The sequence below is a fragment of the Pseudonocardia sp. KRD291 genome (genome assembly GCF_019263595.1).
In the GTDB taxonomy this organism is placed as follows: Bacteria; Actinomycetota; Actinomycetes; order Mycobacteriales; family Pseudonocardiaceae; genus Pseudonocardia.
Window position 1 is genome coordinate 1 of sequence record NZ_JADQDD010000384.1, and the last position, 5,170, is coordinate 5,170.

Genomic DNA, 5,170 nt, shown 5'->3' on the forward strand with positions numbered 1-5,170 from the left:
GGTCCACCGCGCCCATGTCGATGCCCAGCTCCAGGCTGGAGGTGGCGACCACGCAGGGCAGGACGCCGGACTTGAGCTCCTCCTCGACCAGGGTCCGCTGGTCGCGGGACATGGAACCGTGGTGGGCCTTGGCCACGGTCGGTGCCGCTCCGCCGCCGACGCCGGACTGCCCGACCGCCTCGGCCGGGAACGCGCTCCGCGGCCCGTCGAGGTCGACCGGGTCCTGCTGCTCGGCCTCCTCGGCGGCCAGCTCGTTGAGCCGCGAGGTGAGGCGTTCGGCCAGGCGACGCGAGTTGGAGAACACGATCGTCGAGCGGTGCGCGCGGACCAGCTCCAGCAGCCGCTGCTCGACCGCGGGCCAGATCGAGGGCTTCTGCGCGGTGCCGGCCGCGGACCCGACGACCTCCTCGTCGGTACTGCCCGGGGCGGGCCGCTCGTCGAGCGCGGCGAGGTCGGGCACCGGGACCTGGACCTGGACGTTGATCGTCTTCGCGGTCCTCGGCTGCACGATCTCGACCGGACGGGTGCCGGACAGGAACGTCGACACCTCGTCCACCGGGCGGACCGTCGCGGAGAGCCCGATCCGCTGCGGGGGCGTCTCTACGATCTCCTCGAGACGCTCCAGCGACAGCGCAAGGTGCGCGCCGCGCTTCGTGCCCGCCACGGCGTGCACCTCGTCGACGATGATCGTGCGCACGCCGCGCAGCGACTCCCGGGCGGCGGAGGTGAGCAGCAGGAACAGCGACTCCGGTGTGGTGACCAGCACGTCCGGCGGGGTGCGGGCGAACTGGCGGCGCTCGTCGGCCGGGGTGTCGCCGGTTCGCTGGCCGACCGTGATGTCCGGGACCGGTTCGCCGAGGCGCTGCGCGGCCTGGCGGATCCCGGTCAGCGGGGAGCGCAGGTTGCGCTGCACGTCCACCGCGAGGGCCTTGAGCGGGGAGACGTAGAGGACCCGGCAGCGGTGCTTCGGCTCGTCCGGCACCGGCTCGGAGGCCAGCCGGTCGAGTGCCCAGAGGAACGCGGCGAGGGTCTTGCCGGACCCGGTCGGGGCCACGACCAGTGCGTTGCGCCCGGCCTGGGCGGCGGACCAGGCGCCCTCCTGCGCGGCGGTGGGCGCGGCGAAGGCCCCCTCGAACCACTGGCGGGTGGCGGGGGAGAAGCCCTCGAGTGCGCTCACGGTCCCCATCATGCGCCGGGACCCCGACAGTTTCGGCGCGGGCGGGCGCCCGCCTCAGTCTCCGCCGTGCAGGGCGCGGGCCCAGCCGGCGTCGTCGTCGCCGTAGAGCGCGCTCAGCGCCGCGATCGTCCAGACGAGGCTGGCCAGGAAGTCGTCCCCGAGTGCGTCGATGAAGTGCGAGGTCTCCTGCGCGCCCTCGAGCGTCTGCAACGGCGGGATCGTGTAGCGGGCCCGGGACCGGTAGCGCGGCCCCAGGTTCGTCCCGATCCAGTCCAGTGCCCGGTCGACCCGGTCCGTCTCGGCCTCCAGCGCGATCCGCGCGGCGTCGATCCAGTCGGCGAGCACGAGGAAGGCCAGCGACCACCCGGGAGGGGCCTCGGAATCGGGGAAGTCGGCGTCGATCGCGGTCAGCTTGCGCAGCGCGAGCCGGGCCGGGTCGGGCTCGTGGCTCGACAGGGTGTCGCGGACCGCCTGCTCGAGCTCGTCGGCGACGATCCGGTAGGCGCCGCGCAGCTCCGCGTCGTCCTGCTGGTCGGCTCTTCCGGTGCGTGCCATCGACGTCCCTCCGCGTGCTCGTGGTGCTCCGGCGGGCGAGCCTAGCCAGGCCGTCCGCGCGGCCCGGCGCCCGCGTCCCGGACCCGTCGCCTCACCGCTTGCGGTACCGGATCCACAGCCGCACCAGCGTCACGAGCGAGGCCAGCAGGGCCACCAGGACGACGATCCGGCCGAGCGGCGAGCCGAACCCGGTCGGATCGGCCTGCGCGAGCATCAGCAGATCGGACATACCGCCCACGGTACGCGCGGGCCACCGGGCCGGTCGGGGCCGGAAGTTATCCTCGACGGGTGCGCATGAGCCAGTTCCGGGGACTGATGGAGGATGAGTTCGGTGTGCTGCGGGCCGGCTCGCTGGCCCGTGACCACGTGTTCTCCGCCCTCGACGGGAAGACCGTGGACCAGGCGATCGAGTCCGGGATCGACCTGCGCCGGATCTGGCTCGCGGTCTGCGAGGCGTACGACGTGCCTCCCGTCCGGCGCTGAGCCGACCGGCCCGCCCGCCGGCCACGGCCGGTGCGTCGGGCGCCGTGGACCGTTCGGCGCGACCGGGTGTCGTGTCGGCGTGTCGGCGTGACATCTCGAACGTGCGTTCGTATAGCGTGTTGTCCACAACATGGTGCGGCCGTCCACAGACGGCGATCCGACCGGCGGAACTGTCGGTGCGACCCCATACGGTTGTCCCGTGGCTCCCCGCAAGACGGCGGCATCGCCGGCACAGCAGACCCCAGCACGGCAGACCAGAGCATCCGATGGCAGATCAGCGAGGTGGCAAGAGATGACCGCTCCGGACCGCGAGAAGGCGCTGGAACTCGCCCTCGCCCAGATCGAGAAGAACCACGGCAAGGGCTCGGTGATGCGTCTGGGCGACGACAACCGTCCGCCCGTCAGCGCCATCCCGACCGGCTCCATCGCCCTCGACGTCGCCCTCGGCGTGGGCGGCCTGCCCCGGGGCCGGGTGATCGAGATCTACGGCCCGGAGTCCAGTGGTAAGACCACGGTCGCGCTGCACGCGGTGGCCAGTGCCCAGGCCCTCGGCGGAATCGCCGCGTTCATCGACGCCGAGCACGCGCTCGACCCGGAGTACGCCAAGGCGCTGGGGGTGAACACCGACGACCTGCTGGTCTCCCAGCCGGACACCGGTGAGCAGGCGCTGGAGATCGCGGACATGCTGATCCGCTCCGGCGCGCTGGACATCATCGTGATCGACTCGGTCGCCGCCCTGGTGCCCCGGGCCGAGATCGAGGGCGAGATGGGCGACAGCCACGTCGGCCTGCAGGCCCGGCTGATGAGCCAGGCGCTGCGCAAGATCACCGGCGCGCTGAGCACGTCGGGCACCACCATGATCTTCATCAACCAGCTGCGCGAGAAGATCGGCGTGATGTTCGGGTCCCCGGAGACCACGACCGGCGGCAAGGCGCTGAAGTTCTACGCCTCGGTGCGCCTGGACATCCGGCGGATCGAGACGCTCAAGGACGGCACTGACATGGTCGGCAGCCGGACCCGGGTGAAGGTCGTCAAGAACAAGGTCGCGCCGCCGTTCAAGCAGGCGGAGTTCGACGTGCTCTACGGCGTCGGCATCAGCCGCGAGGGCTCCCTGATCGACGTGGGTGTCGAGCACGGGATCATCCGCAAGTCCGGTGCCTGGTACACCTACGAGGGCGACCAGATGGGCCAGGGCAAGGAGAACGCCCGCAAGTTCCTCAAGGAGAACCCGGACGTCTCGGCCGAGGTCGAGAAGCGGATCAAGGAGAAGCTCGGCATCGGCCCGGTGCTCGACGCCGATCCCACGGTCGCCGCCGCTGCGTCGTCCGAGCCGCTGCCGGCCCCGGTCGACTTCTGAGCATGACGCCTCCGGATGCTGTGCCGGAGGCCGAACCGGTCCTCGGCGCAGGTGCGGAGGACCGGGACGGCGCTCCGGCGGGGGTCGCGGACTTCGCCGGCCTCGACACCGACGAGACCGCCGGTGCCCAGGTGGCCTCGTTCGACGACCTCGGCGGGTCGTCCACCGACACCGTCCCGGACGTGAGCGGCGCCGACGGACCTGCCACGGTGCGGACCGTGAGCCTCGACGACCTGTCGGAGGACGGTGACGGCGAGGGCGGCGGGAATGTCCGCGTCGCGAGCTTCGACGGCCGCCGCCCGGCGACCGGTCGGTCGTCGAGCCCACGCCCGGATCGGAAACGGACCTCGGCCCGGCGCGCCACGCCGCCGGCCGGCGACGTCGCGAAAGCCGCGGAGGTCGCGAAGGCCGCGGAGTTCGCGGAGGCCGCGGGCACCGCGCGACCCGACGGCGACGGGTCCGCTCCACCTGCCCGGCCGGAACCCGTCGCGGAGCCGGACACCGCACCGGCCCGCGACGGCAGGTCCCGCCGCGGGCGTGGCACGCGTTCGGACGGGGCGTCCCGTGGTCGTGGTGGTGGGGGCCTGGCGTTCTCCCCGCCCGACGACGAGGCGCGGGCGAAGGAGATCTGTCTCCGGCTCCTCACCGACCGGGCCCGCACCGTGCAGGAGCTGTCCCAGGCGCTGCGCCGCAAGGAGATCCCCGACGAGGTCGCGCAGCGGGTGCTGGAGCGCTTCGACGAGGTCGGCCTCGTCGACGACGAGGCGTTCGCCGGGCAGTGGGTCCGGTCCCGGCACAAGCAGCGTGGGTTGGGCCGCCGCGCCATCGCCGCCGAGCTGCACCGCAAGGGCGTGGCCAAGGAGATCGCGGACGAGGCGCTGACCGAGATCGACGCCGAGTCCGAGGAGGCCCGCGCCCGCGAGCTGGTCGACCGCAAGCTGCGCACGGTGCCGATCGCGACGAAGGAGCAGCGCGTCACCGCGGCCCGCCGCCTGGTCGGGATGCTCGCCCGCAAGGGCTACGGCGGCTCCATCGCCTACGGAGTGGTCCGGGAGGCGATCGCCGCGCGCGGCGCCGAGGAGGACGAGCTGGGCGAGGGCCCCCTCGACGACTGACCCACTCCGGTCGCCGCGTGCTCAGCGGCCGGTGGCGCCGTCGATCTGCTCGCGGAGGATGTCGGCGTGGCCCGCGTGCCGCCCGGTCTCCTCGATCATGTGCACCAGCAGCCACCGCATCGACGGCGCCGACGTCCTCCCCGCGGGCAGCGGCGCGGCAAGGTTTAGGTCGGCGTACCCGCCGATGACCTCGTTCGCCCGCCCGACGACGTCCCGGTAGGCGGCGAGGACCTCCTCCGTCATCTGCCCGGGGTCCGCGTGCATGGTCGCAGCCCAGTCCCGGACGTCCTCGCCGAGGAAGTGGAACCGTTCGACCGACGTCAGGTGCGTGACCAGGCCGAGGACGTTGGTGCCGGACGGCACGCCGGGCGTACGGACCTGCGGGTCGGGTGCTCCCTCGGCCTTGGCGGCGACCGCCTCCCTCAGATGGTCGAGGAAGCCCAGCAGGGTGGACCTCTCGTCCGGCCCGGTCTGCGGGGGACG

Annotated in this window: 7 protein-coding genes; 3 read left to right on the top strand and 4 right to left on the bottom strand. The window is 73.0% G+C overall.

The window, feature by feature from the left end:
* The 3 genes from I4I78_RS30245 to I4I78_RS30255 all read right to left on the bottom strand — a co-directional run.
* On the bottom strand, positions 1-1,189 hold a 1,189-nt coding region (locus I4I78_RS30245), incomplete at its 3' end, for a DEAD/DEAH box helicase (RefSeq protein WP_218614925.1).
* A gap of 42 nt (positions 1,190-1,231) precedes the next feature.
* Positions 1,232-1,732: a hypothetical protein gene (locus I4I78_RS30250; RefSeq protein ID WP_218614926.1), complete on the bottom strand. Its 501-nt coding sequence runs from the start codon at positions 1,730-1,732 to the stop codon at positions 1,232-1,234.
* A 91-nt stretch (positions 1,733-1,823) separates the two neighbouring features.
* Positions 1,824-1,961, bottom strand: coding sequence for a hypothetical protein (locus I4I78_RS30255; RefSeq protein ID WP_218614927.1), 138 nt, complete (start codon positions 1,959-1,961; stop codon positions 1,824-1,826).
* A 65-nt stretch (positions 1,962-2,026) separates the two neighbouring features.
* Here I4I78_RS30255 and I4I78_RS30260 point away from each other — a divergent pair, with 65 nt between their 5' ends.
* The 3 genes from I4I78_RS30260 to I4I78_RS34050 all read left to right on the top strand — a co-directional run bounded on the left by I4I78_RS30260 (position 2,027) and on the right by I4I78_RS34050 (position 4,687).
* Positions 2,027-2,215 carry a DUF3046 domain-containing protein gene (locus I4I78_RS30260; protein ID WP_226380723.1) on the top strand — a complete coding sequence of 63 codons (189 nt, stop codon included), beginning with the start codon at positions 2,027-2,029 and terminating at the stop codon, positions 2,213-2,215.
* Between the two features lie 292 nt (positions 2,216-2,507).
* The gene (recA, locus tag I4I78_RS30265; RefSeq protein WP_218614929.1) at positions 2,508-3,572 is read left to right on the top strand and encodes a recombinase RecA; all 1,065 of its coding nucleotides are present in this window, start codon (positions 2,508-2,510) and stop codon (positions 3,570-3,572) included.
* 2 nt (positions 3,573-3,574) lie between these two features.
* Positions 3,575-4,687 (top strand): regulatory protein RecX, encoded by a 1,113-nt coding sequence (locus I4I78_RS34050; RefSeq protein ID WP_218614930.1) that lies wholly within the window; start codon positions 3,575-3,577, stop codon positions 4,685-4,687.
* Between the two features lie 21 nt (positions 4,688-4,708).
* Here I4I78_RS34050 and I4I78_RS30275 read toward each other — a convergent pair.
* Positions 4,709-5,170, bottom strand: a 462-nt coding sequence (locus I4I78_RS30275) for a DinB family protein (protein ID WP_226380724.1), incomplete at its 5' end; no start/stop codon positions are given.